The organism is Streptomyces sp. ISL-94 (genome assembly GCF_018614075.1).
In the GTDB taxonomy this organism is placed as follows: Bacteria; Actinomycetota; Actinomycetes; order Streptomycetales; family Streptomycetaceae; genus Streptomyces.
The window spans coordinates 24,401-49,628 of sequence record NZ_JAGGOZ010000031.1 but is presented as its reverse complement, the minus strand read 5'-3'; the positions used below and the strand labels follow the sequence as shown (position 1 = coordinate 49,628).

Here is a 25,228-nt window from a genome sequence, read left to right as displayed (position 1 = left end):
CCTGGGGCTCCGCCCCAGACCCCGCACCTCACATGTCAGCGGGGGTGCCCTCCCAGCCCCGCCGGCGTTTGAGGCGCGGGCGCGGAGCGCCGTGTAGTGAGCCGCGCCGGTGATTGAGGCGGGAACGGTGGAAGGGCGGGTGGGGGACAAGCGAAGAGGCCCGCACCCCCCGGTGAGGGGTACGGGCCTCTTCGGCCGGGCCGGCGGCGGTTACGCCTTGCGGAGGCGGAACGTCAGGGACAGGGACTCGTCCGTGAACGGGTCGCCGTACGCGGCGTCGGCCTCGCCGGAGGCGAAGTCCGTGGACAGCACCTCGTCCGCGATGAGCGCCGCGTGGTCCGTGAGGGCCGTGACGACCTCCGGGTCCGACGAGGACCAGCGCAGGGCGATGCGGTCGGCCACGTCGAGGCCGGAGTTCTTCCGGGCCTCCTGGATCAGGCGGATCGCGTCACGCGCCAGCCCCGCCAGCCGCAGCTCCGGGGTGATCTCCAGGTCCAGGGCGACCGTCGCGCCGGAGTCGGACGCAACCGACCAGCCCTCGCGCGGGGTCTCCGTGATGATGACCTCCTCCGGGGAGAGGGAGATCTCCTCACCGTTCAGCGAGATGACCGCGGAGCCCGAGCGCAGGGCCAGGGACAGCGCCGCCGCGTCGGCCGCGGCGACGGCCTTCGCCACGTCCTGCACGCCCTTGCCGAAGCGCTTGCCCAGCGCCCGGAAGTTCGCCTTGGCCGTCGTGTCCACCAGGGAACCGCCCACCTCCGAGAGGGAGGCCAGGGAGGAGACGTTCAGCTCCTCCGTGATCTGGGACTGGAGCTCCGGGGACAGGGCGTCAAAGCCCACCGCGCCGACCAAGGCCCGCGAGAGCGGCTGGCGGGTCTTGACGCCCGACTCCGCACGCGTGGCCCGGCCCAGCTCGACCAGACGGCGGACCAGCAGCATCTGCTGGGACAGGGTCCCGTCGATCTGGGACGCGTCCGCCTCCGGCCACGACGACAGGTGGACCGACTCCGGGGCGTCCGGGGTGACCGGGACGATCATGTCCTGCCAGACCCGCTCCGTGATGAAGGGCGTCAGCGGAGCCATGAGGCGGGTGACCGTCTCGACCACGTCGTGCAGGGTGCGCAGCGCGGCCGCGTCGCCCTGCCAGAAGCGGCGGCGCGAGCGGCGGACGTACCAGTTCGACAGGTCGTCCACGAAGGAGGACAGCAGCTTGCCGGCGCGCTGGGTGTCGTACGCCTCCATCGCCTCCGTGACCTCGGTCGTGAGGGTGTGGAGTTCCGAGAGGAGCCAGCGGTCGAGGACCGTGCGGTCCGCCGGGGCCGGGTCCGACGCGGAGGGGGCCCAGTTCGACGTACGGGCGTACAGGGCCTGGAAGGCGACCGTGTTCCAGTACGTCAGGAGGGTCTTGCGCACGACCTCCTGGATCGTGCCGTGGCCGACGCGCCGCGCCGCCCACGGGGAGCCGCCGGCCGCCATGAACCAGCGCACCGCGTCCGCGCCGTGCTGGTCCATGAGCGGGATCGGCTGGAGGATGTTGCCCAGGTGCTTGGACATCTTGCGGCCGTCCTCGGCGAGGATGTGGCCGAGGCAGACCACGTTCTCGTAGGAGGACTTGTCGAAGACGAGGGTGCCGACCGCCATCAGCGTGTAGAACCAGCCGCGCGTCTGGTCGATGGCCTCCGAGATGAACTGCGCCGGGTAGCGCTTCTCGAAGATCTCCTTGTTCTTGTACGGGTAGCCCCACTGCGCGAACGGCATCGAGCCCGAGTCGTACCAGGCGTCGATGACCTCCGGCACGCGGACGGCGGTCAACGAGCAGCCCTCGGCCGTGCACGTGAACGTGACGTCGTCGATGTACGGGCGGTGCGGGTCCAGAGCGGACTGGTCCGTGCCCGACAGCTCCGACAGCTCCGCGCGCGAGCCGACGCAGGTGAGGTGGTTCTCCTCGCAGCGCCAGATCGGCAGCGGGGTGCCCCAGTAGCGGTTGCGGGAGAGCGCCCAGTCGATGTTGTTGTTCAGCCAGTCGCCGAAGCGGCCCTGCTTGACCGAGTCGGGGAACCAGTTCGTCTTCTCGTTCTCCCGCAGCATCGCGTCCTTGACGGCGGTGGTGCGGATGTACCAGGACGGCTGCGCGTAGTAGAGCAGGGCCGTGTGGCAGCGCCAGCAGTGCGGGTAGCTGTGCTCGTAGGCGATGTGCTTGAAGAGCAGGCCGCGCGCGGCGAGGTCGGCGGTCAGCTTCTCGTCGGCCTTCTTGAAGAAGACGCCGCCGACCAGCGGGACCTCCTCCTCGAAGGTGCCGTCGGGGCGGACCGGGTTCACGACCGGCAGGCCGTAGGCACGGCAGACCGCGAGGTCGTCGGCGCCGAAGGCGGGCGACTGGTGGACCAGACCGGTGCCGTCCTCGGTCGTGACGTACTCGGCGTTCACGACGTAGTGCGCGGGCTCCGGGAATTCGACAAGGGAGAACGGGCGCTCGTACGTCCAGCGCTCCATCTCCTTGCCCGTGAAGGTCTCGCCGGTGGCCTCCCAGCCTTCGCCGAGGGCCTTCTCCAGCAGCGGCTGGGCGACGACGAGCTTCTCGGTGCCGTTCGTGGCGACGACGTACGTGACCTCGGGGTGCGCGGCGACGGCGGTGTTGGACACGAGGGTCCACGGGGTCGTCGTCCAGACGAGGAGGGCCGCCTCGCCGGCCAGCGGGCCGGAGGTCAGCGGGAACCGGACGAAGACCGACGGGTCGACGACCGTCTCGTAGCCCTGTGCCAGCTCGTGGTCCGAGAGGCCGGTGCCGCAGCGCGGGCACCAGGGGGCGACGCGGTGGTCCTGGGTCAGCAGGCCCTTGTTGAAGATCTCCTTCAGCGACCACCACACGGACTCGACGTACTCGGGGTCCATCGTCCGGTAGGCGTCGTCCAGATCGACCCAGTAGCCCATCCGGGTCGTGAGCTCGGCGAACGCGTCGGTGTGGCGGGTCACGGACTCGCGGCACTTGGCGTTGAACTCGGCGATGCCGTACGCCTCGATGTCCTGCTTGCCGTTGAAGCCGAGCTCCTTCTCGACGGCGAGCTCGACGGGCAGGCCGTGGCAGTCCCAGCCGGCCTTGCGGGCCACGTGGTAGCCGCGCATGGTGCGGAAGCGCGGGAAGACGTCCTTGAAGACGCGGGCCTCGATGTGGTGCGCGCCGGGCATGCCGTTCGCGGTCGGCGGGCCCTCGTAGAAGACCCACTCGGGGCGGCCCTCGGACTGCTCCAGGGTCTTGGCGAAGGTCTTGCTCTCGCGCCAGAAGTCGAGGACGGCGTGCTCGAGGGCAGGCAGGTCGACCTGGGCGGGGACCGGGCGGTACTGCGGCGGTGTGGTCATGAGGCTGAACTCTTCCTCCGGCGGGGTGTCACTTCCGTCCGGAGGGACGAGAGCCGACTGCTGCTCCCGCGGTACCACCCTCCTTGGCCTCCGGACTGGTCCGGCGGCCCCCTCATTGAGGTGCGAAGCCGGTTCTACTCGCCGTACGGGCGCCCGGGCGGGCTCCCTGCGGCTTTCTTCCGGCGGCTCCGGGGTGATCCTTCACATCGCGCTCGCCCCCGGGCTCTCACCGTCCCCGGGTCGCTCCTGGCTGCGTCCGACGCTACTCGTCCCCATCCATGCCTCTCGCTGGGCCCAGTGTACGGGCCCGGACGGTACGCGGCCGACCGGTTTGCGGCGGCCCTTGGCGGGCCCGCCGGCCCGGCGTGGCGGGGGGCGCTGGGCGGGCGGTGCGTGACCCGGATGGGCCGACGGGCCGGTACGGAATCCAGTGGGGCGGGTGAGGCGGATTACCGGGCCTCCGTATGGGCACAACGGATGCAGGTTGACCTCGTCGGATGCGTGCCCCGTTGCCGTGGGGCTGGAGGCGATTTATCGTTCCGGCACGATTCGCGAGCAATGATCACAGTATGTGAAGGGGCCGCGGCCATGGTGGCGAAAAAGACCGCCGGGAGTACTGCGCAGAAGGCCGTCAAGGCCGTCAAGGCCGTCAAGGCTGTCGGAAAGGTCGCAGCGAAGGCCGCGGAGAAGGCAGCCGGGAAGGCGGACGGGAAGGCGGACGGGAAGGCCATAGGGAAGGCCGCAGGGCCGGCGAGGGCGGCTGTGGACGCCACTCCGGCTCCGGACGCGGCCGGGGCACGGGCTCCGGCTCGGGCTCAGGCACCGGTACCGGCTGCGGCCGAGAAGGCGACCGCCGCCAAGAAGAAGGCCGCCGCGAGCAAGGCTCCGGCCAGGAAGGTGACCGCCGCGAAGGCTCCGGCCAAGAAGGCGACCGCGAGGAAGACCCCGGCCAAGAAGGCCGTGGCCGAGGGGGCGGCGCAGGCCGCGAAGAAGACGGGAGTCCGCAAAGTGGTTGCCAAGAAGAGCACCGGTACGGCGAGGAAGACGGCGGCGGCCGCCACCAGCGGGCTGCCCAAGGCGCGCGTCACAGCGGCCCTCACGCCCGGCGAGCTCGCCGTACGGCCCGGAGAGGACCCCTGGACGGCCGAGGAGGTCGAGGAGGCCCGTGCGGAGCTGTCCTCGGAGGTCCTGCGGCTGCGCATGGAGCTGGACGCCTCCGAGACGGCCATCACGGACCTGATGCGGGACTCCGGCGACGGCGCGGGCGACGACCAGGCCGATACGGGCACCAAGAACATCACCCGGGAGTCCGAGCTGGCCCTCGCGGCGAACGCCAGCTCGATGCTGGAGCAGAGCCAGCGGGCGCTGGAACGGCTGGAGGCGGGCACGTACGGGCTGTGCGAGAACTGCGGGCAGCCGATCGGCAAGGCGCGGATGCAGGCGTTCCCGCGGGCCACGCTGTGCGTGGACTGCAAGCAGAAGCAGGAACGCAGGCACTAGGCGGACCGGGCGCACCGGGCGGACATCCCCTGGGCGGGGACCCTGACGTACTCTCGTGTCTCGTCAGGGTCCAGGAGGAGCCTGGTTCGAGCGAGTTCGAGGGACTGACGTGGCAGAGGCGGAGCGCATCATCGGTACGCCGGAGGTCGGGGACGACGCCCAGCCGGAGTCCGCCGGGCCCAAGAGGCACCGGCGGATCGTGGCCCTGCTCGTCGTCGCGGCCCTCGCCTACCTGCTGGACCTCGGCAGCAAGATGCTGGTCGTCGCCAAGCTGGAGCACCAGCCGCCGATCGAGATCATCGGCGATCTGCTGAAGTTCGAGGCGGTCCGCAACGCCGGCGCCGCCTTCGGCATCGGCGAGGCCTTCACGATCATCTTCACGTGCATCGCGGCCACCGTGATCGTGGTGATCGTGCGGCTCGCCCGCAAGCTCTACAGCCTGCCGTGGGCCATCGCGCTGGGCCTGCTGCTGGGCGGTGCGCTGGGCAACCTGACGGACCGGATCTTCCGCTCGCCCGGCGTGTTCCGGGGGGCGGTCGTGGACTTCATCGCGCCGGCCCACTTCGCCGTCTTCAACCTGGCCGACTCGGCGATCGTGTGCGGCGGCATCCTGATCGTCCTGCTGTCGTTCAAGGGCCTGGACCCGGACGGGACCGTCCACAAGGACTGATCGCGGGAATGGTCTTCTGTCGTGTCCTGCATACTCGACAGGTGAGTACGATTCCCGAGATCCGCACCCTGCCCGTTCCCGATGGCCTCGAGGGCGAGCGCGTCGACGCCGTTATCGCCCGTATGTTCGGATTTTCCCGGACGAAGGCGGCCGATCTCGCGGCCGCGGGGAAGGTGTCGGTCGACGGCAGTGTCGTCGGGAAGTCCGAGCGTGTGCACGGTGGCGCCTGGCTCGAAGTCGAGATGCCCGAGCCGCCGCGGCCGGTCGAGCTCGTTGCCGAGCCCGTTCCCGGCATGGAGATCGTCCATGACGACGACGACATCGTCGTCATCATGAAGCCGGTGGGTGTCGCCGCCCACCCGAGCCCCGGCTGGACCGGGACCACCGTCATCGGCGGCCTCGCCGCCGCCGGCTACCGGATCTCGACCTCCGGGGCATCCGAGCGCCAGGGCATCGTGCACCGCCTCGACGTGGGCACGTCCGGCCTGATGGCCGTCGCGAAGTCGGAGCGCGCCTACACCTCGCTGAAGAACCAGTTCCGCGAGCGGGTCGTGGACAAGCGCTACCACTCGCTGGTGCAGGGCCACCCGGACCCGATGAGCGGCACGATCGACGCGCCGATCGGCCGGCACCCCAGCGCGGACTACAAGTGGGCCGTGACCCAGGACGGCAAGGCGTCCGTCACGCACTACGACCTGATCGAGGCCTTCCGCGCCGCCTCGCTGCTGGACATCAAGCTGGAGACCGGGCGGACGCACCAGATCCGCGTGCACATGGCCGCGCACCGGCACCCGTGCGTCGGCGACCTGACGTACGGCGCCGACCCGACGGTGGCGAAGCGGCTGGGGCTGACCCGGCAGTGGCTGCACGCGGTGCGGCTGGGCTTCGAGCACCCGTCGGACGGGCAGTGGGTGGAGTTCGAGAGCGGCTACCCGGCGGACCTTCAGCACGCGCTGGACGTGATCCGGGCCGAGAGCGAGTGACGGCCTTCGCCGTCCGGGTCGCCGACGGCGAGGCCGACCGGGAAGCCTGCTTCGCGGTGCGGTCCGAGGTCTTCGTGGTCGAGCAGTCCGTTCCGGAGTCGATCGAGTACGACGCGTACGACGCCGGCGCGTTGCACGTGCTGGCCGTGGGGCCGGACGGTTCCGCGCTGGGTACGGGCCGTCTGCTGCACGGCGCTGCCGCGCTGGCCAAGACGGGCGACCTGGCGGTCGGCTCGCTGGGGCGGCTGGCCGTACGGGCGGCTGCGCGCGGGCTGGGTGTGGGCGTGGCCCTCATCCACGCGATCGAGGCGGAGGCGCTGCGATTGGGCCTGGCCGCCGTGGACCTGGGCGCGCAGACGCACGCGCTCGGCTTCTACGAGCGGCTGGGGTACGCGGCCTACGGCCCGGAGTTCCAGGACGCGGGCATCCCGCACCGGGCGATGCGGCGCGCGCTGCCGTAGCCGGTGGGCGGTGGCCCTGCGGGGCTGGTCCCCTACCCGCCCTTCAACCGTTCCCCAGGCTCCGCCCGGACCCGGTCCTCAAACGCCGGACGGGATCAAGCGCCGTCCGCGTCACCCAGCCCGCACGTCATGAGCTTGGCGGGGCCAAATCCAGCCTCGCCGGCGTTTGAGGCGCGGGGTCTGGGGCGGAGCCCCAGAAGCCCGGGCGCAGCCCGGGGGCGCCTGCGCGGCGGCGGCGCGCCACGTGTCTCAGGGCCGAGCGCCGGCGGATACGGCAGGGTGGGGGCGTGGATCAGCTCGCTCTGCTTTTCGTACTGCTGCTCGGCGCCGTCGTCACCGTGCCGCTCGGCGATCGGCTCAGGCTGCCCGCGCCGGTGCTGATGACCATCGGGGGAATCGCGCTCGCGCTCGTGCCCGTCGTGCCGAATGTCGACATCCCGCCCGAGTACATCCTGCCGCTCGTGCTGCCGCCGCTGCTGTACGCCTCCGTGCAGCGCACCTCCTGGCGGCAGTTCGCCGCCAACGTCCGGCCGATCCTCCTGCTCGCCGTCGCGCTCGTGTTCGTCACGACCGCCGCCGTCGCCGCCGTCGCGCACGCCGTCGTGCCCGGGCTGCCGCTCGCCGCGGCCGTCGCGCTCGGCGCGCTCGTGGCCCCGCCCGACCCCGTCGCCGCCACCGCCGTGGCCGGTTCGCTCGGGCTGCCCCGCCGGATGGTGTCGATTCTGGAGGGTGAGGGGCTCTTCAACGACGTGACGGCGATCGTGCTCTACCACGTCGCCGTCGCCGCCGCCGTCAGCGGCAGCTTCTCCTGGCCCGACGCGCTCGGGGAGTTCGTGCTCTCCGCGGTGGTGGCCGTGGCCGTCGGGCTCGCGCTCGGCTGGGCCGCCCATCGGCTGATGGGGCGGCTGGGCGATGCCACGCTCCAGATCGGCCTGACGCTGCTGGTGCCGTTCGTCGCGTACGTGGGGGCCGAGGAGCTCCGGGGATCGGGGGTGCTGGCCGTCCTGACGACGGCCCTGTTCCTCGCCGAGTATGCGACCGACGCCGACGACGTGCTGGGGCGGCTGGCCGGGCACACCTTCTGGGAGGTCGTCGACATGCTCGTCACGGGGGTGGCGTTCGGGCTGATCGGGCTGGAGCTCCACAACGTCTTCGGTACGGCGGCGGGACGCGAGTGGGAGATGGCCGGGTGGGCCGTGGTCGTGATCGCGGTGGTGGTCGGGGTACGGCTGGCCTGGCTGCTGCCGGCCGGCTGGCTCGCCAAGAGGCTGCACAAGCGGCGCGACTACGACGAGGAGATCCCGCTGAGCTGGCGGGAGAGCGTGGTGATGTGGTGGGCCGGGATGCGGGGCGTGGCCTCGGTGGCCCTGGCCCTCGCCCTCCCCCTCCGGACGGAGGCGGGCGAGCCGTTCCCGGTGCGGGACCAGATCGTCTTCATCGCCTTTGCCGTGATCATGGCGACGCTGGTGCTCCAAGGGCTGACCCTGCCGTGGCTCGTACGGAGGCTGGGTGTGGAGGCGGACACGGACGCGGAGCGGGCGACGAAGCGGCAGCTGGCGATCCGCGCCGCGAAGGCGGCGAAGCGGCGGCTGAAGGAGATCGAGGAGGTGGAGCAGCTCCCGGAGGACCTGGTGGAGGTGCTGTACCGGCGCGCGTACGACGTGGGGGCCCGCATCAGCCCCGACATGGTCGACGAGGAACGGCGGGAGGCGTACGCGCAGCGGGTGGAACGGATCCGGGACGTCCAGCGGATCCAGCGCGAAATGATGTCGGCGGCCCGCCACGAGGTCCTCGCGGCCCGCAGCGAACCGGGCGCCGACCCGGAGATCGTGGACCGGGTGCTGCGGCACCTGGACGTCCGGAGCCTGCGCAGCACCTAGCGGCTCAGCGCCTGCAGCAGGCGGACGTACCGGGTGCGGCGGGCGCGGTGGGCGAGGGTGCCCGTGCAGGTGAGCTCGGCGCGGTCCAGGCTGTCCTCCAGCAGGGCGTCGTGGAGCGGGCGCCAGAGCAGGGGCCAGGTCAGGCGGGTCAGGCCGGTGGTCCGCATCGCGAGGGTGTGCCGCAGGACGGTGCGCTCCCCGTCCGCCGGCAGCGCGGTGAACTCGTGGAAGCCGTGGAATCCGCGCGGCCCGGTGAAGGTGAACCGGACCCAGGTGCCGGGCACGTACGCCCTGACCGTGTAGCGGATCGGGCCGTGGCCGCCGGCCGCACCCGTCGACAGCGCGCGGTCGAGCTTCATGGGGGGCCAGGGCTCGCCCGGCCAGAGGCCGTCCCCCTGCCCTGCGGACAGGCTGTCGACGAGCGCGCCCACCTCGCTCCCCTTCGCGGCCAGCAGGCGTTCGTGCACGTTGTAGACGGCCATGGGTCCTCCCCCTCCTCAGAATTAGAGGATCTCCTCCAATTCAATTGGAGGGTACTCTCTGATTCATGGCGAGACCACCCCGCTTCGACACCGACCAGATCCTCGACGCCGCGGTCCGGCTGGCCGCCTCCGCCGGGCCGTCCGGTGTGACCGTGTCCGCCGTCGCCCAGGCGATCGGCGCGCCGAGCGGCTCCATGTACCACCGCTTCGCCGGGCGTACGGCGCTGCTCGCCGAGGTGTGGCTGCGGACCGTCGAGCGGTTCCAGGCCGGCTACTTCGACGCGCTCCACAGCGACCCCGACCCGCGCCGGGCCGCCCGCGCGGCCGCCCGGCACGTCGTCTCCTGGAGCCGCGCGCACCCGCAGGAGGCCTCGCTGCTCCTCCACGGCGCCGGCGAGTTCGGCCGCGCCGACTGGTCCGAGGAGCATGTACGCCGTGCCGATTTCGGCCACGAGCGCGTGTACGCCTCCCTCGGCACCCTCGCCGCCTCCCTCGGCGTCACGGGCCGCCAGGGTCGGGAGCGCATCGCGCTGGCCCTCGTCGACCTGCCGCTCTCGGTGGTCCGGCGGCACCTGCGTGCCGGAGAGCCGCTGCCGCCGCACGCCGAGGACCTCGCCGAGGAGTGCACGGCCGCGCTGCTCTACACCGCGTAGCCGTCAGGGCGGAGCCGGAAGTCGGAGCCGGTTCCGGATCGCGGGCGGGTGGCGGCCTCGGACGTGGTGACGCGGGGCAGGGCGTAGGGGTGGTGGGTGACCAGCCAGCTGATCAGGCGTTCGCGGACCGCGCAGCGCGCCGTCCACAGGTCGTCCGCGTCCTTGGCCGTCACCAGCGCGCGGACCTCCACCGTGTGGGGTGTGGTGTCCGTCACCACCAGGCCGCTGCCGCGGCCGTCCCACTCCGGGACTTCCTTCAGGATCTCCTGGAGGCGGTCCCGCATCAGGTCGACGGGCGCGCTGTGGTCCAGGTGCCAGAAGACCGTGCCGGTCATCTGCGCACCGCCGCGCGACCAGTTCTCGTACGGCTTGCTCGTGAAGTACGACACCGGCATCGTGATCCGGCGCTCGTCCCAGGTCCGGACCGTGAGGAAGGTCAGGGTGATCTCCTCCACCGTGCCCCACTCCTTGTCGACCACCACCGTGTCGCCGATGCGGACGGTGTCGCCGAAGGCGATCTGGAGGCCGGCGAAGAGGTTGCCCAGCGAGGACTGGGCGGCGATGCCCGCCACGATGCCGAGGACGCCCGCGGAGGCCAGCATCGAGGCGCCGACCGTACGCATCGGCGGGAAGGTCAGGAGCATGGCCGCAGCGGCGACCACGACGACCACCGCCGTGACCACCCGCTGGATCAGCGTGACCTGCGTGCGGACCCGGCGGAGCCGGGCGTCGTCCCGGGCCACGGCGGCGTAGCGGGCGTACGTGGAGTCGACTATGGCCGTCGCGATGTGTACGGCCAGCCACGCCGCGGAGGCGATGAGCACCAGGGTGAGGATGCGGCCGACCACGAAGGCGTGGTGGGGGAAGATACGCGTCGCGCGGTAGGAGCCTCTGAGCAGCGAGGTGCACAGCACCACCTGGAACGGCAGGCGGCAGCGGCGCAACAGGCCCCACAGGGGGGTCTCGGGGTGCCGGGCGTCGGCCCGGCGCAGCAGCAGGTCCAGCAGCCACCCCGCGAGCAGGGTGACGACCAGCGAGCCACCGATCACCGCGGCGGGGCGCAGGACGGTCTCGATCTCCATGGGAATCAACGTAACCGGAAGCGGTCTGCCGAAACTGGCACGATGGGGGGCATGAACATCATGCTTTTCCATTCGACGTACGGGCTGCGACCTGCGGTGCACGCGGCGGCCGACCGGCTGCACGCGGCCGGGCACCAGGTCCAGGTACCGGATCTCTTCGAGGGACGCACCTTCGAGACCGTCGAGGAGGGCATGGCCCACCGGGACGAGATCGGCCGTGACGAATTGCTCAAGCGCGCGGTGCTGGCCTCCGCCCCCCACTCCGACCAGGGCCTGGTCTACGCGGGCTTCTCCTTCGGCGGCTCAGTCGCCCAGCACCTGGCGATGGCCGACGCCAAGGCGCGCGGGCTGCTGCTCCTGCACGGGACGGCGGACTTGGAGGACGGCGCCTCGGTGGACGACCTGCCCGTGCAGCTGCACATCGCCGACCCGGACCCCTTCGAGACGCAGGACTGGCTGACGGCCTGGTACCTGCGGATGCAGCGGGCCGGGGCCGACGTCGAGGTCCACACCTACCCGGGGGCCGGGCACCTGTTCACCGACCCGGATCTGGACGACTACGACGCCGAGGCCGCCGAGCAGGCATGGAAGGTCGCGATGGGCTTCCTCGACAGCCTTTAGGAACGCGGCCGCGGCGCCGGCTGCGGCGGCGGGCCGAAGCCGCCCCCAGAGGGGGCGGCTGATCCGGTCTGGGCGCGGGCCTCGCGCGCAGCACGCGTTCGCGCAGCCGCCGTGCGGCCTCGCCCGTTCGTGGCCGGCCGGCGGACCTCCTTGAGGGCCACATCGCCAAGCAGGGCACGGTCCAGCGCGCGCCAGACCGTGCCCATTCCTCCGCTGCCGAGCCGTTCAACCCGCTCGAACCGTCCGTCGATCAGTCCCCCGGCGCGCTCATGGCGCCAGGGTGAGCGGGAGGCGGTTCAGGCCGCGCGGTAAGCGGTCCAGCTGCTCGTCATACGAGCGACCTGGCCGGCGGTGAACTGGTACATGCAGGAGTCGTACGTGTAGTCCATGAAGTTGTGGATCGGGTCCACACCGGACTTGCTGGCGCAGCTGTCGCGGCCCGTCGGGCACTCGAAGGCGGCGCTCTTCTCGGCCGGGGTGTCGGAGACGTAGTCGCCGTTGCCGTTACAACCGCCCTGGAAGGTGTGGTAGAGGCCCATCCAGTGGCCGACCTCGTGGGTCGCGGTGTCGCCCTCGTTGTAGTTGGCGGCGGAGCCGCCGGGCAGCGAGGAGTCGAGCACGACCACGCCGTCCATCGTGGGGGTGGAGGCGTAGGAGGTGGGGAAGGTCGCCCAGCCGAGCAGCCCGCCGGAGAGGTTGGCGGTGTAGAAGTTCAGATCGCCGGCCCCGCCCTTGCGCAGGGTGTTCTTCATGTCCTTCTCGGCCTGCGAGCCGGAAGCCAGGTTGTACCAGGAGGCGTTGTCCGTGTAGTCGGTCGACGCCAGCGTGAACTGGTAGTTGGTGTTCACGTTGCCGGTGCCCTGGCCGCCGTAGGCCGCGTTGAGGACCGCCAGCTGGTTGTTGATCTGGGTGGACGTCAGCTTTCCGGTGGTGCCGGAGTGCACCACGTGGAAGTACACGGGGATGCTGGTGACGGCCTCGGCGGCGCGCAGGCTGCGCTGCGGCTGGTTCTTGAGGGCCTTGTCCAGCTTCGCCTTGAGGTCCGCGTCCATGGCCTTCGCCTGGGACTCGGTGATCTCGTTGGGCTCGCCCGCGTGCTGCTCCTGGGGGCGGGCGACACGGGCGTTGGCGGCTCCGTCGGCCCCTTCGGCGCAGATCTCGGCGGGGGTCTTGGCGGCGGCGATCGTCGTGGGGGCGGCGAGCGGCGTGAACGCCAGGGTTCCGGCCAGTACCGCTGTGCCCATGAGGCGGCGGCGAAGAAGGGGGGATATGCGGGCAATTGCGCGCACGTGTGCTCCTCGCGTGGGGGGTTATCGGCCGAAGGATCTCCTCGACTTGGCGCGAAGCTTATGGGTCCATGTCATATACAGGTCAAGCATCTGACGTAAAAGATTTGTTGCTTCTGATGCCGAAGGGGCGCCTGGTCTACCTCAGACGCCCCTGCGGGCAGCAGAATTGACGGTGTATCAGCGAACCGGCTGGTCGGCCCGTTCCACCTTCTGCGTGCCGTTCAGCGTGCGGTACGAGCGGATCCACGCGGCCGTGGCGTCCTGCCGCCGCTTGTCGGACACCGCGTAGTAGTCCATCTGCGAGCGCTCGGCCGTCATGTCGAGCACGCCGTAGCCGTGCGCGTCCATGTCCAGCCACTTCACGTGCCAGTTGGCGGCCTTGACGGCCGATTCGGCGACCAGCGAGGCGGTGTCCGCCGGCACGTGCAGGATGTCGTCGAGGTTGTCGGAGGTCACCGAGGTGACCACGAACTCGGTGGCCGCCGTGCCCGATCCCGGGTAGGTGGCCATGTTCACCGGGACCTCGTTCGCCCAGGCCATGTGGATGTCGCCGGTCAGGAACACGGTGTTCTCGATGTTCCGGTCCTTGAGGTGCCCCAGCAGCTCCTTGCGGTCGTCCGTGTACCCGTCCCACTGGTCCACGTTGACGGCTATGCCCCCCTCGGGCAGCCCGAGCAGCTTGGCGAGCGGTGCCAGCAGGTGCGCCGGCAGCGAGCCGAAGGCCACCGGCGAGATCATCACCGAGGTGCCGACCAGCTTCCAGGTCGCGTCCGAGTCCGCGAGGCCGGACTTGAGCCAGTCCAGTTGGGCGCGCCCGGTCATGGTGCGCTCCGGGTCGTCCACCGAGCCGCTGCCGACCTTGGCCTGCTGCGAGCGGAAGGAGCGCAGGTCGAGAAGGTGCAGGTCGGCGAGGGTGCCGAAGCGCAGCCGCCGGTAGACGGTCCCGGCGATGGAGGCGCGTACGGGCATCCACTCGAAGTAGGCCTGCTTGGCGGCGGCCGCGCGGGCCGCCCACTCGCCCTCGGCGCCGGGCGTGTGGTTCTCGGCGCCGGCCGCCCAGGCGTCGTTGGCGAACTCGTGGTCGTCCCAGATGGCGATGACCGGGTGCGCGTGGTGCAGCGCCTGGAGGTCGGCGTCCGTCTTGTACCTGCCGTGCCGGGTGCGGTAGTCGGCGAGCGAGAGGATCTCGTGCTTCGGCTCGTGCGGCCGTACGACGTACTTCGCCTCCGGGTAGCCCCCGGACTGGTACTCGTAGATGTAGTCGCCCAGGTGCAGGACGGCGTCGAGGTCGCTGCGGGCGGCCAGGTGACGGTAGGCCGAGAAGTAGCCGGACTCCCAGTTGGCGCAGGAAACCACGCCGAAGCGCACCCCGGCGGTGCTCGCCTCGTGGGCCGGGGTGGTCAGGGTCCGGCCGACGGGGGAGGTGGTGGCGCCGGCCGTGAACCGGTACCAGTACGGCGTGTGCGGCTGGAGTCCGCGCACGTCCACCTTGACGGTGTGGTCGGTGGCGGCGCTCGCGGTGACGGTGCCGCGGGCGACGACGCGGGAGAAGGCCTTGTCCCCGGCCACCTCCCAGTCCACCTGGACGGCGGGTCCGGCGCCGGAGCCGGGCACGGCCTCGGGGGTCGGGGTGACGCGGGTCCACAGCAGGACCCCGTCGGGCAGCGGGTCGCCGGAGGCGACGCCGTGCAGGAAGGCCGGCGGGCTGCCGGCGGCGTGGGCGGCCTGGCTGCCGAGTGCGGTCATCGGGGCGAGCGCGGCGGTGGCGGCCGCGGCCAGGACGACCGTACGGCGGCGCGGAGTTGCGGCGCCGTCGGAAGGCAAGGAGGAAGAAGAGAGATGACTGGTCACGGATGATCATATTACTGGCGGGTATGACCGTTGGTACATCCCTCGGAACGCAACAGGCGGGCGAACTCCGGGAGTTCGCCCGCCTGTCGACGGCACATGGCTGGAATCAGCCGGCGAGTGCCTTGTCGATCGCCGCCGTGAACTGCTCCGCCGTCTGCGGGGTGTCGATCTTCTTGCCGTCCATCTTCAGCGTCGGCGTGCCCGTCACACCGGACTTGTTGAAGGCCTTGGACATGTCCAGCGCCCACCGGTCGTAGGTGCCGTCCTCGACGGCCTTCTTGAACTCGGCATTGCCCTTGAGCGCCGGGACCGTGTCCGCGACCTTCAGCAGGTAGTCGTCCTTGGCGAAGCTGTCGACGGTCTCCTCGGGGTGCAGCTCCTTGGAGTACAGCGCGGCCTTGTAGTCGAGGAAGGCCTGCGGGCTGACGTTGAGGGCCGCGCCGAGCGCGCTCAGCGCGTTCTTCGAGCCCTCGCCCTTGGACATGTTGTCGATGAAGGTGGCACCGAAGTATTGGAGCTTGTACTTGCCCGCGTCCACGTCCTTCTTGACCTGCTCGCCCGCCGCCTGCTCGAACTGGGCGCAGGCGGGGCAGCGCGAGTCCTCGTAGAGCTCCAGGGTCTTCTTCGCCTCGGCCTTGCCGATGACGACGGTGAGGCCGTCCTCGCCCTCGGTGTTCTTCGGCTTGACCAGCTCGGCCTTGGCGGCCTTCTCCCAGTAGCCGGGCTGGTTGGCCTGGACGACCGCGTAGCCGACGACGCCGGCCAGTGCGAGGACGGCGACGACGGCGCCGCCCACGATCAGCTGGCGGCGTGCCTTGTCCTTCTTGGCCTGCTTCTCGCGCTCGATGCGCAGCTTCTCGCGGGCTGCCGCCTTGTTCTGCTGGCTGTTGCGTGCACTCATGGTGATCTCCGTGGGATGGGGAGGAGGGGAAGGGGGACTGCCGTACGTGCGTCAGGCGCGGGCGAGCGCGCCGAGCACGGGAGGTCCCCGCCGTCCCACGGAGTGCGCGGGGAATCGCGTACGGGCCCCCGTGCCCGGCAGAGCCGGCCGCGGCACCCGCCGCACCGGCCCCGCTGCCGCGGCCACCGCGGCCACGGCCAGCCGCAGCGGCCGGAAGGCGAAGGCGGCCACCGCCCGCAGCACCTGGCCCAGCGCCCGCTCGCCGTAGCCCAGCCACGCGGCGGCGACCAGCCCGATGCCGACGTGGGCGGCGAGCAGCAGCCAGGGCGCCCACGGCCCGGGCGAGGCGAGCAGCGCGGCCGGATCGGCGGCCGGCCCGGACACCTCGGTCAGCGGCCCGCCCACCGGAGCGCCGCCGCACAGCGCGTCCAGGCCCATCGCGCGCAGCGGACCCGAGACCGGGCCGCCCGCCGGGCCGTAGCAGACGTGCTGCCCGGCGGTGAAGACGGTGTCGGCGGCCAGCTCCAGCGGCACGAGCAGCCCGGCGATGGGGCCGAAACCCCGCTCCCGGACCGCCAGCGCGTAGGAGAGGGCGAACACGGCCGCGAAGGCCCCGCCCACCAGCGCGGGCGGCAGCGGCACGTGCGACATCAGGACGTGCGATCCGGTCGAGAGCAGCACGACGAGCGCGCTGAACAGCGCGGCCCGCAGCCCCCGAAGTCGCACCCCTGATATGTCCATCGCCGCGAGTGTGCCACGACTGCCTGTGAAGGAAGGCCCCCGGGCTCGACTACGGCGTGAGCCGGCCGTTGCGGAAGAGGTCCACGAAGATCTGGTGGTCGGCGCGCGCCCGCGCCCCGTAGGCGTGGGCGAAGTCCACCAGCAGTTTGCCGAAGCCCTCCTCGTCGGCCGCGATCGCCGCGTCGATGGCCCGCTCGGTGGAGAAGGGGACCAGCATCTGGCCGCTCTCGTCCGCGTCCGCCGCCCCGTGCATGGTCGCCGTGGCCCGGCCCAGGTCCGCGACGACTGCGGCGATCTCCTCCGGGTCGTCCAGGTCCGACCAGTCCAGGTCCACCGCGTACGGGGAGACCTCCGCCACCAGCTGTCCGGCGCCGTCCAGCTCGGTCCAGCCGAGCCACGGGTCGGCGTGGGCCTGGAGGGCGCGCTGGGAGATGACCGTGCGGTGCCCCTCGTGGTGGAAGTACTCCCGCACCGCCCGGTCGGTGATGTGCCGGGAGACCGCCGGGGTCTGCGCCTGCTTGAGGTAGATCACGACGTCGTTCTCCAGGGCGTCGCTGTGGCCCTCCAGCAGGATGTTGTAGGAGGGCAGGCCGGCGGAGCCGATGCCGACGCCCCGGCGGCCCACGACGTCCTTGACCCGGTAGGAGTCGGGCCGGACGAGGGACTCGTCGGGCAGGGTCTCCAGGTACCCGTCGAAGGCGGCCAGCACCTTGTAGCGGGTGGCCGCGTCCAGCTCGATGGTCCCGGGCCCGGGCGCGAAGCGGCGCTCGAACTCGCGGATCTCCGTCATCGAGTCCAGGAGCGAGAAGCGGGTGCGGGAGCGGGCCGCGCGCAGGGCGCCCAGCAGCGGGCCCTCGGCGGTGTCCAGGGTGAAGGAGGACAGCTCCGGCATGTCACAGGTCTTCGCCCCGGTGGCCAGGGCGTGGATCCGCTCGCGGTAGGCGGCGGCGAAGATCCGGACCAGTTCGCCGATCTGGTCGTCGCTGAGCGCCTTGGTGTAGCCGATCAGGGCGACGGAGGCGGCGAAGCGCTTCAGGTCCCAGGTGAAGGGGCCGACGTAGGCCTCGTCGAAGTCGTTGACGTTGAAGATCAGCCGGCCGTTGGAGTCCATGTACGTGCCGAAGTTCTCCGCGTGGAGATCGCCGTGGATCCACACCCGGCCCGTCCGCTCGTCCAGGTACGGGCCGCCGTGCCGGTCGCGCTCCAGGTCCGCGTAGAAGAGGCAGGCCGTGCCCCGGTAGAAGGCGAAGGCCGAAGCCGCCATCTTCCGGAATTTGACCTGGAAGGCGGCGGGGTCGGCGGCGAGCAGCTCACCGAAAGCGGTGTCGAACACGTCGAGTATCTGCTCGGCGCGCTGTTCGTCGGTCGTCTCGGAAACCGCCATGGCGGATGCCTCCTGGTGGTGCGGGGCCGATCTGGGACAGATCGCTTTTCGGACAGTCGTCCTTGGTTCTGCAACGCATGACCGTACCGGTCGGTGCCCGTGATCTGTCACCCGGCCGACGTAGGATTCGTAGCTGCCGCCCCTCTCTCCCCGCCCACCCGTCACCCGGCCACCGCCCCTCACCGAGGCGCCGCGCGCCACCGTGATCTTCAGGAGACTCCCACCGTGACCAAACCGCCGTTCACGCACCTGCACGTCCACACCCAGTACTCGCTGCTGGACGGTGCCGCGCGGCTGAAGGACATGTTCAACGCGTGCAACGAGATGGGCATGACGCACATCGCCATGTCCGACCACGGCAACCTCCACGGGGCCTACGACTTCTTCCACACCGCCCAGAAGGCCGGGATCACCCCGATCATCGGCATCGAGGCGTACGTGGCCCCCGAGTCCCGGCGCAACAAGCGGCGCATCCAGTGGGGGCAGCCGCACCAGAAGCGCGACGACGTCTCCGGTTCCGGCGGCTACACCCACAAGACGATCTGGGCGGCGAACGCCACCGGCCTGCACAACCTCTTCCGGCTGTCCTCCGACGCGTACGCCGAGGGCTGGCTCACGAAGTGGCCGCGCATGGACAAGGAGACCATCTCCAAGTGGTCGGAGGGCCTGATCGCCTCCACCGGCTGCCCCTCCGGCGAGCTGCAGACCCGGCTGCGCCTCGGCCAGTTCGACGAGGCCCTCAAGGCCGCCTCCGAGTACCAGGACATCTTCGGCAAGGACCGCTACTTCCTGGAGCTGATGGACCACGGCATCGAGATCGAGCGCCGGGTCCGCGACGGGCTGCTGGAGATCGGCAAGAAGCTCGGCATCCCGCCGCTGGTCACGAACGACTCGCACTACACGTACGCCAGCGAGGCCGTCGCCCACGACGCCCTGCTCTGCATCCAGACCGGCAAGAACCTCTCGGACCCGGACCGCTTCCGCTTCGACGGCACCGGCTACTACCTGAAGTCCACGGACGAGATGTACGCCATCGACTCCTCGGACGCCTGGCAGCAGGGCTGCGCCAACACCAAGCTGGTCGCGGACCAGATCGAGACCGAGGGCATGTTCCAGTTCCGGAACCTGATGCCGAAGTTCGACATCCCGGAGGGCTACACCGAGGTCACCTGGTTCCGCGAGGAGACCATGCGCGGCATGCACCGCCGCTACCCCGGGGGCATTCCCGAGGACCGGATGAAGCAGGCCGAGTACGAGATGGACACGATCATCTCGATGGGCTTCCCGGGCTACTTCCTCGTGGTCGCCGACTTCATCATGTGGGCCAAGAACCAGGGCATCGCGGTCGGCCCCGGCCGAGGCTCCGCGGCCGGCTCGATCGTCGCGTACGCCATGGGCATCACCGACCTCGACCCGCTCACCCACGGCCTGATCTTCGAGCGCTTCCTGAACCCCGAGCGCGTCTCCATGCCCGATGTCGACATCGACTTCGACGAGCGCCGGCGCGTCGAGGTGATCCGGTACGTGACCGAGAAGTACGGCGCCGACAAGGTCGCCATGATCGGCACCTACGGCACGATCAAGGCCAAGAACGCGATCAAGGACTCCGCGCGCGTCCTGGGCTACCCGTACGCCATGGGCGACCGGCTCACCAAGGCCATGCCCGCCGACGTCCTCGGCAAGGGCATCCCGCTCTCCGGCATCCTCGACCCCAAGCACCCGCGCTACGGCGAGGCCGGCGAGATCCGCGGGATGTACGAGAACGAGCCGGACGTGAAGAAGGTCATCGACACGGCCATGGGCGTCGAGGGCCTGGTCCGCCAGATGGGCGTGCACGCCGCCGGCGTGATCATGTCCAGCGAGACGATCACCGACCACGTACCCGTCTGGGTGCGGCACACCGACGGCGTCACCATCACCCAGTGGGACTACCCGAGCTGCGAGTCGCTCGGCCTGCTGAAGATGGACTTCCTCGGCCTGCGCAACCTCACGATCATGGACGACGCCGTCAAGATGGTGAAGGCCAACAAGGGGATCGACATCGATCTCCTGGCCCTCCCGCTCGACGACCCCAAGACCTTCGAACTGCTCGGCCGCGGCGACACCCTCGGCGTCTTCCAGTTCGACGGCGGGCCCATGCGCTCCCTGCTGCGCCTGATGAAGCCCGACAACTTCGAGGACATCTCCGCTGTCTCGGCCCTGTACCGGCCGGGCCCGATGGGCATGAACTCGCACACGAACTACGCCCTGCGCAAGAACAAGCAGCAGGAGATCACCCCGATCCACCCGGAGCTGGAGGAGCCCCTCGAAGAGGTGCTCGCGGTCACCTACGGCCTGATCGTCTACCAGGAGCAGGTGCAGAAGGCCGCCCAGATCATCGCCGGGTACTCGCTCGGCGAGGCCGACATCCTGCGCCGCGTGATGGGCAAGAAGAAGCCCGAGGAGCTGGCGAAGAACTTCGTCATCTTCGAGGAGGGAGCCAGGAGGAAGGGCTTCAGCGACCAGGCGATCAAGGCCCTGTGGGACGTCCTGGTCCCCTTCGCCGGCTACGCCTTCAACAAGGCACACTCGGCCGCGTACGGCCTGGTCTCCTACTGGACCGCCTACCTCAAGGCGAACTTCCCGGCCGAGTACATGGCGGGGCTCCTCACCTCGGTCAAGGACGACAAGGACAAGTCCGCGATCTACCTGAACGAGTGCCGGCGCATGGGCATCAAGGTCCTGCCGCCGAACGTGAACGAGTCGGAGCCGAACTTCGCCGCCCAGGGCGACGACGTGATCCTCTTCGGCCTCACCGCCGTGCGCAACGTCGGCAGCAACGTCGTCGAGTCGATCATCAAGACCAGGAAGGCCAAGGGGAAGTTCTCCTCCTTCCCCGACTTCCTGGACAAGGTCGAGGCCGTCGTCTGCAACAAGCGGACCGTCGAGTCGCTGATCAAGGCCGGGGCCTTCGACGAGATGGGCCACACCCGCAAGGGCCTGGTCGCCCACCACGAGTCGATGATCGACAACGTGGTCGCCGTCAAGCGCAAGGAGGCCGAGGGACAGTTCGACCTCTTCGGCGGAATGGGCGACGAGGGCGCGAGCGAGGAGCCCGGCTTCGGGCTCGACGTGGAGTTCTCCGATGTCGAGTGGGAGAAGTCCTACCTGCTCGCCCAGGAGCGCGAGATGCTCGGCCTGTACGTATCCGACCACCCGCTCTTCGGCTTGGAGCACGTGCTCTCCGACAAGACGGACGCCGGCATCTCCCAGCTGACCGGCGGCGAGCACTCCGACGGCGCCGTCGTCACCATCGGCGGCATCATCTCGGGCCTCCAGCGCAAGATGACCAAGCAGGGCAACGCCTGGGCCATCGCCACCGTCGAGGACCTGGCCGGCTCCATCGAGTGCATGTTCTTCCCGGCCACCTACCAGCTCGTCTCCACCCAGCTGGTCGAGGACACCGTCGTCTTCGTCAAGGGCCGCCTCGACAAGCGCGAGGACGTCCCCCGCCTGGTCGCCATGGAGATGATGGTCCCCGACCTCTCCTCCGCCGGGACGAACGCACCCGTCGTCCTCACCATCCCGACCGTCAAGGTGACCCCGCCGATGGTCACCCGGTTGGGCGAGATCCTGCGCCACCACAAGGGCAACACCGAGGTGCGCATCAAGCTCCAGGGGCCGCGGACCACCACCGTGCTGCGCCTCGACAAGCACCGCGTACAGCCCGACCCGGCCCTCTTCGGCGACCTGAAGGTGCTGCTCGGCCCGTCCTGCCTGGCCGGATAGCGCCGGTAGGGATGCGTACGGAAGGGCCTGCCGGGCATCGCCGGGCAGGCCCTTCCGTCACTCGACGCGGTGGGGTCAGTTGTGGCCGAACCGCTTCGTCTTGCTCTTGTGGGCCAGATCCATGGGACTCGGCGCATGCGAGGCGTGCTCGGGAGAGGATTCCGACGAGCTCCGCGACACGTCCTGTCCGGACTGGCGGGCCTGCTGCTTCGGCTGCTTCTGCTGCTTGTTCTTGGCCATGGTGGAGCCTCCGTGAGGGTCTAGGGGCCAGGACCGCCTTCACACTCACACAGCACCAGAAACCACGCATTTTGGATCATTACTGCGCGTAGCCGGTAGAACCGAAGGATCCGCCACGCCGATGATCGAGTTCCGGCCGTCAACACCCTTGCGGTCGGGCAGACTCGGGGGACCCGCCGCATCACACAGAGGATCCCCAGGGAAGAGGGTGGAACGCGTGGACCGCTGCGTCGTCCTGGTGGACGCCGGCTATCTGCTGGGCGCCGCCGCGAGCCTCCTCGCAGGGGAGCCCTCCCGCTCCCGCATCACCGTCGACCATGCCGCCCTCATCCAGGGCCTGCGCGAGCGGGCCGAGGCCGACACCGAGCAGCCCCTGCTGCGCATCTACTGGTTCGACGGCGCACCCGACCGGGTGCCCCAGCCCGAACACCGGCGGCTGCGCGTCATGCCCCGCGTGACCGTTCGCCTCGGCGCCCTGACCCGCAGCGACGGCCGCTGGGCGCAGAAGGGCGTCGACGCCGCCATGCACGCGGAACTCACCGAGCTGGCCCGCAACCGCGCCTGCTCCGACGTGGTCCTCGTGACCGGCGACGGCGACCTGCTGCCCGGCCTGATGTCCGCCAAGGAGCACGGGGTCGCCGTCCACCTGTGGGCCGTCCAGGCCGCCGACGGGGACTACAACCAGTCCGAGGACCTCGTCGCCGAAGCCGACGAGCGCCGCGTCCTGGACCGCGCCTGGATCACCCGGGCCGTCCGCGCCAAGGACCTCACCGGGCTGTGCTCCCCGCCGCCCGCGCCGCGCCCGGACATCGCCGCGATCCTCTCCGCGCCGCTGCCCGAGGCCGCGCTCGCCGAGGCCGCCCGCAACGGCGCGTCCAGCGACGGGGAGCAGGAGGGGGACGGCGTCCCCGTACCCGCTCCGGCCGCCGGCGGGGGCCGCAGCGTCCCCACGCCCAAGGACCTCGCCGGCGCGCTGCGGGCCCCCGGCCAGCAGGCCGGACCTTCCGCCGGGCAGAACGGCGGCCAGCCCCCGGCCGGCAGCGCCCTGCGATGGTCCTCCGACAAGGGATGGATCGACCGGGCCGGACCGCTCGGCGAGCCCGCCGAGACCGCCTCCCTGCCCACCCTCGCCCAGCTCACCAGCGCCGAGCAGCGCTGGGCCGACCGCGAGGAGGACATCACCACCGTCGGCGGGGACCCGTTCGAGGTGGGACAGGTGTTCGCCCGGCGCTGGATGGAGCGGCTCCCCGAGACCGTGCACCTGCAGAAGCTGGCCACCATGTACCCGCGCATCCCGCACCGGATCGACGGCGAGCTGCTGCGCTACGCCGCCCGGTTCGGGCTGCTCGCGCACAAGGACGACCAGATCGACGAGCACGACCGCTACGCCATCCGGGCCGGATTCTGGCGGGAGATCGACGTCCGCGCAGCCGCCGAGCACGTGGCCGCCGTACCGGCCGCGGCGCCGGGAGCGGCGCCCCTGACGCCCGCGGCCCCGGCGACCCCGGCGGCCGAGTAGGGGCGGACGCCGCGTAGGCTGCTCCCTCGTGAGTACGGGCACAGCACAGGGGCAGAGCAGTACGGCGGCAGCCGCGGAAGCGGCCTCCGACGTGGTCTGCGAGGTGCGTGACCTGGTCAAGACCTACCCCGCCGTCCGAGGCCGGCGCGGGGTTCCCGCCCTGCCCGAGACCCGCGCCAACGACGGGATCCGCCTGGACGTGCGGCGCGGCGAGATCTTCGGCCTGCTCGGCCCCAACGGCGCCGGCAAATCCACCCTGGTCCGCCAGCTCACCGGGCTGATGCGGCCCGACGCGGGCTCCGTGACCCTGCTCGGCCACGACCTCGTACGCCACCCCGAGCGGGCAGCGCGCCTGCTCGCCTACCTCGGGCAGGAGTCCACCGCGCTGGACGAGCTCACGGTGGCGCTGGCCGCCGAGACCACCGGGCGGCTGCGCGGGCTCGGCGTACGGGAGGCACGGGCCGCGCGGGACGCCGTACTGGAGGAGCTCGGGCTCACCGCGCTCGCCGGGCGGCCCCTGAAGAAACTCTCCGGCGGCCAGCGGCGGCTGGCCTGCTTCGCCGCCGCGCTGGTGGGGGAGCGGCCCGTCCTGGTCCTCGACGAACCCACCACCGGCATGGACCCCGTGGCCCGGCGGGCGGTGTGGTCGGCCGTGGACCGGCGCCGCGCACGGCACGGAGCCACCGTCCTGCTCGTCACGCACAACGTCATCGAGGCCGAGACCGTCCTCGACCGGGTCGCTGTCATCGACCAGGGCAAGGTCATCGCCTGCGACACCCCGGCGGGACTGAAGGCCAGGGTCTCGGGCGAGGTCCGGCTGGAACTGGTGTGGCGCGAGGCCGCCCCGACGGGTGTGCCGGAGGTCGACGCGCTGCGTGCGACCGCGGTCGAGTCCGGGCGCCGCTGGGTGCTGCGGATGGGACCGGACGAGGCGCGGGCGGCGGTCGCGGCGGTGACGGGCGGGCCTGCCTTCGCCGCCCTCGACGACTTCACGCTGGCCACGCCGAGCCTGGAGGACGTGTACCTCGCGCTCGGCGGCAAGACGATCGGGCTGGTGAAGTCGTGAGCACTCTGTCCACGGGCGCTGCCGCGCCGCTCGCACCCCGGGCCCGGCTCTTCCCCGCGCTCGCCGCCGTCTACCGGGCACAGCTGTCCCGGGCGCGGGTGGCGCGGATCCCGCTGCTGTTCGTGGCCACCTTCCAGTCCGTCGGGATCATGATCCTGATGCGGGGGGTGGTGGACGGGGGCTCCGAGGCCCGCGCCGTCGTGGCCGGCTCCTCCGTCCTCGTCGTGGCCTTCGTCGCGCTGAACCTGCTCGCGCAGTACTTCGGGCAGCTGCGGGCGGGCGGCGGGCTCGACCACTACGCCACCCTGCCGGTGCCGCCGGCGTCGGTGGTGCTGGGCACGGCCGCCGCGTACGCCTCCTTCACGCTGCCGGGGACGCTGGTGACGGCGGTCTTCGGGTGCGTGCTGTTCGGGCTGCCGATGGGCGGGCTGTGGATCCTGGCCGCGGTGGTGCCGCTGGCCGGGGCCGCGCTCGCCGGGCTGGGGGCGGCGCTGGGCCTGCTGGCGCCGCGGCAGGAACTGGCCACGCTGGCCGGGCAGCTCGGCATGTCGGCGGCGCTGCTGCTGGGGGTGCTGCCGCCCGAGCGGATGCCGGACGTGATCGTGTGGACGCGGGAGCTGCTGCCCTCCACGTACGGGGTGGAGGCCTTCGCGCGGACCTTCGCGCCGGATCCGGACTGGGCGGCCGTGGCGTTCGACCTCGGGGTGTGCGGGGCGGTGGGGGTCCTCTCGCTGGCCGTCGCCACCTGGGCGTACCGGCGGGCGGCGGTCCGCTGACGCC

At 71.1% G+C, this 25,228-nt stretch carries 20 protein-coding genes; 11 read left to right on the top strand and 9 right to left on the bottom strand.

Annotated features, from left to right (window positions below):
• Positions 1 to 210 precede the first annotated feature (210 nt).
• On the bottom strand, positions 211 to 3,357 hold the full coding sequence (gene ileS, locus J7E94_RS12600) for an isoleucine--tRNA ligase (RefSeq protein WP_215015013.1): 3,147 nt from the start codon (positions 3,355 to 3,357) through the stop codon (positions 211 to 213).
• Between the two features lie 588 nt (positions 3,358 to 3,945).
• Here ileS and J7E94_RS12595 point away from each other — a divergent pair.
• The 5 genes from J7E94_RS12595 (at position 3,946) to J7E94_RS12575 (ending at position 8,851) form a co-directional block, all read left to right on the top strand.
• The gene (locus J7E94_RS12595; RefSeq protein ID WP_251056567.1) at positions 3,946 to 4,857 is read left to right on the top strand and encodes a TraR/DksA family transcriptional regulator; all 912 of its coding nucleotides are present in this window, start codon (positions 3,946 to 3,948) and stop codon (positions 4,855 to 4,857) included.
• A gap of 109 nt (positions 4,858 to 4,966) precedes the next feature.
• A complete protein-coding gene (lspA, locus tag J7E94_RS12590; protein WP_215015012.1) occupies positions 4,967 to 5,527 on the top strand; it encodes a signal peptidase II in 561 nt (186 codons plus the stop codon).
• Between the two features lie 41 nt (positions 5,528 to 5,568).
• Entirely contained in the window at positions 5,569 to 6,510 is a 942-nt protein-coding gene (locus tag J7E94_RS12585) for an RluA family pseudouridine synthase (protein ID WP_215015011.1), read from the top strand.
• The gene (locus J7E94_RS12580) at positions 6,507 to 6,971 is read left to right on the top strand and encodes a GNAT family N-acetyltransferase (protein ID WP_215015010.1); all 465 of its coding nucleotides are present in this window, start codon (positions 6,507 to 6,509) and stop codon (positions 6,969 to 6,971) included. The genes J7E94_RS12585 and J7E94_RS12580 overlap by 4 nt, the downstream gene beginning before the upstream one ends.
• Positions 6,972 to 7,258: 287 nt before the next feature.
• Positions 7,259 to 8,851, top strand: a complete 1,593-nt coding sequence (locus tag J7E94_RS12575) for a Na+/H+ antiporter (protein WP_215015009.1) — start codon at positions 7,259 to 7,261, stop codon at positions 8,849 to 8,851.
• Here J7E94_RS12575 and J7E94_RS12570 read toward each other — a convergent pair.
• Positions 8,848 to 9,333, bottom strand: a complete 486-nt coding sequence (locus tag J7E94_RS12570) for an SRPBCC family protein (RefSeq protein ID WP_215015008.1) — start codon at positions 9,331 to 9,333, stop codon at positions 8,848 to 8,850. The two genes, J7E94_RS12575 and J7E94_RS12570, sit on opposite strands and share 4 nt — an antisense overlap.
• A gap of 65 nt (positions 9,334 to 9,398) precedes the next feature.
• Here J7E94_RS12570 and J7E94_RS12565 point away from each other — a divergent pair, with 65 nt between their 5' ends.
• A complete protein-coding gene (locus J7E94_RS12565) occupies positions 9,399 to 9,986 on the top strand; it encodes a TetR/AcrR family transcriptional regulator (RefSeq protein ID WP_215015007.1) in 588 nt (195 codons plus the stop codon).
• On the opposite strand, the gene J7E94_RS12560 is transcribed toward J7E94_RS12565, so the two are convergent.
• Entirely contained in the window at positions 9,974 to 11,062 is a 1,089-nt protein-coding gene (locus J7E94_RS12560) for a mechanosensitive ion channel family protein (protein WP_215015109.1), read from the bottom strand. The two genes, J7E94_RS12565 and J7E94_RS12560, sit on opposite strands and share 13 nt — an antisense overlap.
• A 48-nt stretch (positions 11,063 to 11,110) precedes the next feature.
• Here J7E94_RS12560 and J7E94_RS12555 point away from each other — a divergent pair, with 48 nt between their 5' ends.
• Entirely contained in the window at positions 11,111 to 11,689 is a 579-nt protein-coding gene (locus J7E94_RS12555; RefSeq protein ID WP_215015004.1) for a dienelactone hydrolase family protein, read from the top strand.
• A 296-nt stretch (positions 11,690 to 11,985) separates the two neighbouring features.
• Here the strand turns inward: J7E94_RS12555 and J7E94_RS12550 are convergent, their stop codons facing one another.
• From J7E94_RS12550 to J7E94_RS12530, 5 genes are all read right to left on the bottom strand, one after another.
• The gene (locus J7E94_RS12550) at positions 11,986 to 12,933 is read right to left on the bottom strand and encodes a zinc metalloprotease (protein WP_215015107.1); all 948 of its coding nucleotides are present in this window, start codon (positions 12,931 to 12,933) and stop codon (positions 11,986 to 11,988) included.
• 222 nt (positions 12,934 to 13,155) lie between these two features.
• Positions 13,156 to 14,802: an alkaline phosphatase gene (locus tag J7E94_RS12545; RefSeq protein WP_251056565.1), complete on the bottom strand. Its 1,647-nt coding sequence runs from the start codon at positions 14,800 to 14,802 to the stop codon at positions 13,156 to 13,158.
• A gap of 133 nt (positions 14,803 to 14,935) precedes the next feature.
• Positions 14,936 to 15,730: a DsbA family protein gene (locus J7E94_RS12540; protein WP_215015001.1), complete on the bottom strand. Its 795-nt coding sequence runs from the start codon at positions 15,728 to 15,730 to the stop codon at positions 14,936 to 14,938.
• A 51-nt stretch (positions 15,731 to 15,781) separates the two neighbouring features.
• Positions 15,782 to 16,471, bottom strand: coding sequence for a hypothetical protein (locus J7E94_RS12535; RefSeq protein WP_215014998.1), 690 nt, complete (start codon positions 16,469 to 16,471; stop codon positions 15,782 to 15,784).
• 49 nt (positions 16,472 to 16,520) lie between these two features.
• Positions 16,521 to 17,855: a DUF2252 domain-containing protein gene (locus J7E94_RS12530; RefSeq protein WP_215014995.1), complete on the bottom strand. Its 1,335-nt coding sequence runs from the start codon at positions 17,853 to 17,855 to the stop codon at positions 16,521 to 16,523.
• 225 nt (positions 17,856 to 18,080) lie between these two features.
• On the opposite strand from J7E94_RS12530, the gene dnaE reads away from it, so the two are divergent.
• On the top strand, positions 18,081 to 21,623 hold the full coding sequence (gene dnaE, locus J7E94_RS12525; RefSeq protein WP_215014992.1) for a DNA polymerase III subunit alpha: 3,543 nt from the start codon (positions 18,081 to 18,083) through the stop codon (positions 21,621 to 21,623).
• Positions 21,624 to 21,698: 75 nt separating this feature from the next.
• Here the strand turns inward: dnaE and J7E94_RS12520 are convergent, their stop codons facing one another.
• A complete protein-coding gene (locus J7E94_RS12520) occupies positions 21,699 to 21,863 on the bottom strand; it encodes a hypothetical protein (RefSeq protein ID WP_215014990.1) in 165 nt (54 codons plus the stop codon).
• A 208-nt stretch (positions 21,864 to 22,071) separates the two neighbouring features.
• Here J7E94_RS12520 and J7E94_RS12515 point away from each other — a divergent pair, with 208 nt between their 5' ends.
• Genes J7E94_RS12515 through J7E94_RS12505 form a run of 3 tightly spaced genes read left to right on the top strand, consistent with a single transcriptional unit; the run spans position 22,072 to position 25,224 of the window.
• On the top strand, positions 22,072 to 23,382 hold the full coding sequence (locus J7E94_RS12515) for an NYN domain-containing protein (protein WP_308344952.1): 1,311 nt from the start codon (positions 22,072 to 22,074) through the stop codon (positions 23,380 to 23,382).
• 28 nt (positions 23,383 to 23,410) lie between these two features.
• Positions 23,411 to 24,448, top strand: a complete 1,038-nt coding sequence (locus J7E94_RS12510; protein WP_215014986.1) for an ABC transporter ATP-binding protein — start codon at positions 23,411 to 23,413, stop codon at positions 24,446 to 24,448.
• On the top strand, positions 24,445 to 25,224 hold the full coding sequence (locus tag J7E94_RS12505) for an ABC transporter permease (protein WP_215014984.1): 780 nt from the start codon (positions 24,445 to 24,447) through the stop codon (positions 25,222 to 25,224). The genes J7E94_RS12510 and J7E94_RS12505 overlap by 4 nt, the downstream gene beginning before the upstream one ends.
• Positions 25,225 to 25,228 lie beyond the last annotated feature (4 nt).

Bases quoted from the DNA above. Each gene is read 5' to 3' on its own strand.
- J7E94_RS12540 (WP_215015001.1), bottom strand. From the start codon at position 15,730: ATGAGTGCACGCAACAGCCAGCAGAACAAGGCGGCAGCCCGCGAGAAG.
- J7E94_RS12595 (WP_251056567.1), top strand. From the start codon at position 3,946: ATGGTGGCGAAAAAGACCGCCGGGAGTACTGCGCAGAAGGCCGTCAAG.
- J7E94_RS12555 (WP_215015004.1), top strand. From the start codon at position 11,111: ATGGGGGGCATGAACATCATGCTTTTCCATTCGACGTACGGGCTGCGA.
- J7E94_RS12530 (WP_215014995.1), bottom strand. From the start codon at position 17,855: ATGGCGGTTTCCGAGACGACCGACGAACAGCGCGCCGAGCAGATACTC.
- J7E94_RS12565 (WP_215015007.1), top strand. From the start codon at position 9,399: ATGGCGAGACCACCCCGCTTCGACACCGACCAGATCCTCGACGCCGCG.
- J7E94_RS12570 (WP_215015008.1), bottom strand. From the start codon at position 9,333: ATGGCCGTCTACAACGTGCACGAACGCCTGCTGGCCGCGAAGGGGAGC.
- J7E94_RS12550 (WP_215015107.1), bottom strand. From the start codon at position 12,933: ATGGGCACAGCGGTACTGGCCGGAACCCTGGCGTTCACGCCGCTCGCC.
- J7E94_RS12535 (WP_215014998.1), bottom strand. From the start codon at position 16,471: ATGGACATATCAGGGGTGCGACTTCGGGGGCTGCGGGCCGCGCTGTTC.
- J7E94_RS12520 (WP_215014990.1), bottom strand. From the start codon at position 21,863: ATGGCCAAGAACAAGCAGCAGAAGCAGCCGAAGCAGCAGGCCCGCCAG.
- ileS (WP_215015013.1), bottom strand. From the start codon at position 3,357: ATGACCACACCGCCGCAGTACCGCCCGGTCCCCGCCCAGGTCGACCTG.